The organism is Pseudomonas sp. Pse35 (assembly GCF_024519715.1).
GTDB classification, from domain to species: domain Bacteria; phylum Pseudomonadota; class Gammaproteobacteria; order Pseudomonadales; family Pseudomonadaceae; genus Aquipseudomonas; species Aquipseudomonas paracarnis.
In genome coordinates this window covers 1-3,015 of the sequence record NZ_JALJRP010000071.1, presented here as the reverse complement: position 1 = coordinate 3,015, position 3,015 = coordinate 1, and the positions used below count along the sequence as shown (strand labels likewise).

The 3,015-nt window shown below is 56.3% G+C and carries 1 protein-coding gene; it reads left to right on the top strand.

The features are described from left to right. The coding region (locus OC445_RS26845; RefSeq protein ID WP_315986353.1) for an immunoglobulin-like domain-containing protein at window positions 1-3,015 on the top strand (3,015 nt) is incomplete at both ends.

The following is a 3,015-nucleotide window of genomic DNA, read 5'->3' as shown; positions in this document are numbered from 1 at the left end:
GCGCACCGGTGACCAACATCACCAATCCGCTGACCGTGACCCTGGATAACGGCAAGACCATCACTATTGGCGTAAACCAGTCGAGCGGTTCTATCACCACCATCGCGCCGGATGACGTGTACAAAGGCGACCAGACCGTCACTACCGCCATCAAAGGCGTGACCGGCGGCGAGCACTTTGAAAATCTGGTTCCAGGTACTACCCCGGTTAACACCACCGTTACTGATACACCGGGCACCGATAACTCCACTACCGTAACGCTGACAGCTCCGACCGAAGCGAATGAGGGTGGCCAGATCACCTATACCGCGACCTTGAGCAACAAGGCTGGCACTGACGTCACCCTGAAGCTGGATAACGGCTCGTCGATCACGATCAAGGCTGGCGACACTGTTGGCACCGTAACCGTACCCGCGCCTACCGATGACGTGTTCATCGACAAGAGCACCCAAACGGTCAAGATCACCGAAACCACCGGCGGCAACTTCGAAAAACTGGAAGTTGCAGGTAACGGCGCGACCACCACGATCAACGACACCATCGACAAAGTTGATGTGGTCCTGACGGCCACCACCACCGTTGGTGAAGGCGGCAACATCGTCTACACCGCCAGCCTTGTGGATAAAAACGGTGCGCCGGTGACTAACATCACCAATCCGTTGACCGTCACCTTGGATAATGGCCAGACCATCACCATCGGCGTAAACCAGACTAGCGGTAGCGTTTCGGTTCTTGCTCCTGATGATGTCTATAAAGGCGATCAAACCGTCACCACCGCTATCAAGGGTGTTACCGGCGGCGAGCACTTCGAAAATCTGGTTCCAGGTACTACCCCGGTTAACACCACCGTTACTGATACACCGGGCACCGATAACACCACTACCGTAACGCTGACAGCTCCGACCGAAGCGAATGAGGGTGGCCAGATCACCTATACCGCGACCTTGAGCAATAAGGCCGGTACCGACGTCACGCTGAAGTTGGATAACGGCTCTTCGATCACCATCAAGGCTGGCGACACGGTTGGCACTGTGACCGTGCCCGCTCCTAGCGATGACGTGTTCATCGATAAGAGCACTCAGACCGTCAAGATCACCGACGCTTCCGGCGGCAACTTCGAAAAACTGGAAGTTGCAGGCAGCGGCGCAACGACCACGATCAACGACACCATCGACAAGGTCGATGTGGTCCTGACGGCCACCACCACCGTTGGTGAAGGCGGCAACATCGTCTACACCGCCAGCCTTGTGGATAAAAACGGCGCACCGGTGACTAACATCATCAATCCGCTGACCGTCACCCTCGATAACGGCAAGACCATCACCATTGGTGTGAATCAGTCGAGTGGCTCTATCACCACCATCGCGCCGGATGATGTGTACAAAGGCGATCAAACTGTCACTACCGCCATCAAAAGCGTGACCGGCGGCGAGCACTTCGAAAACCTGGTCCCTGGCACGACGGCAGTGAACACTACTGTCACCGATAACCCTGGCACCGATAACACCACCACCGTTACGTTGACGGCTCCGGCTGAGGCAAACGAAGGTGGGCAGATTACGTACACCGCCACGCTGTCCAACAAAGCGGGCACTGACGTAACACTGAAGCTCGACAACGGTTCAAGCATCACCATCAAGGCTGGCGACACCGTTGGCACCGTAACCGTGCCTGCGCCTACCGATGACGTGTTCATCGACAAGAGCACGCAGACCGTTCAGATCACCGAGACCACTGGTGGCAACTTCGAAAAACTGGAAGTCGCAGGGAATGGCGCAACCACCACAATCAACGACACCATCGACAAGGTTGATGTAGTCCTGACCGCGACCACCACCGTTGGCGAAGGCGGCAATATCGTCTACACCGCCAGCCTTGTGGATAAAAACGGCGCACCGGTGACCAACATCACCAATCCGCTCACCGTGACTCTGGACAACGGCAAGACCATCACCATCGGCGTAAACCAATCGAGCGGTAGCGTTTCGGTTCTTGCTCCTGATGATGTCTATAAAGGCGATCAAACCGTCACCACCGCTATCAAAGGCGTAACCGGCGGCGAGCATTTCGAGAACCTGGTGCCGGGCACTACCGCGGTGAACACCACCGTTACGGACACACCGGGTACCGACAACACCACTACTGTGACGCTGACAGCGCCAAGTGCCGTTAACGAAGGTGGTCAGATCACCTACACCGCGACCTTGAGCAATAAGGCCGGCACCGACGTCACGCTGAAACTCGACAATGGTTCAAGCATCACCATTAAGGCTGGCGACACTGTTGGCACCGTCACTGTCCCTGCGCCTACCGATGACGTGTTTATCGATAAAAGCACCCAGACCGTTAAGATCGCCGAGACCACCGGCGGCAATTTCGAAAAACTCGAAGTGGCAGGCGACGGCGCAACCACCACCATCAATGACACCATCGACAAGGTAGATGTGGTCCTGACCGCTACTACCACCGTCGGCGAAGGCGGCAATATCGTCTACACCGCCAGCCTTGTGGATAAAAACGGCGCACCGGTGACCAACATCACCAACCCGTTGACCGTTACCTTGGACAACGGCAAGACCATCACCATCGGCGTAAACCAATCAAGCGGTAGCGTTTCGGTTGTTGCTCCTGATGACGTGTACAAAGGCGACCAAACTGTCACTACCGCCATCAAAGGCGTAACCGGTGGCGAGCACTTTGAAAATTTAGTGCCTGGCACGACGGCGGTGAATACCACCGTCAAGGACACACCGGGTACCGACAACACCACTACTGTGACGCTGACAGCGCCTAACGCTGTTAACGAAGGTGGCCAGATTACGTACACCGCCACGCTGTCCAACAAGGCGGGGACCGACGTCACGCTGAAACTCGACAACGGCTCGTCGATCACCATCAAGGCTGGCGAAACCGTTGGTACTGTGACCGTCCCTGCGCCTACCGATGACGTGTTCATCGACAAGAGCACTCAGACCGTCAAGATCACCGACGCTTCCGGCGGCAACTTCGAAAAAC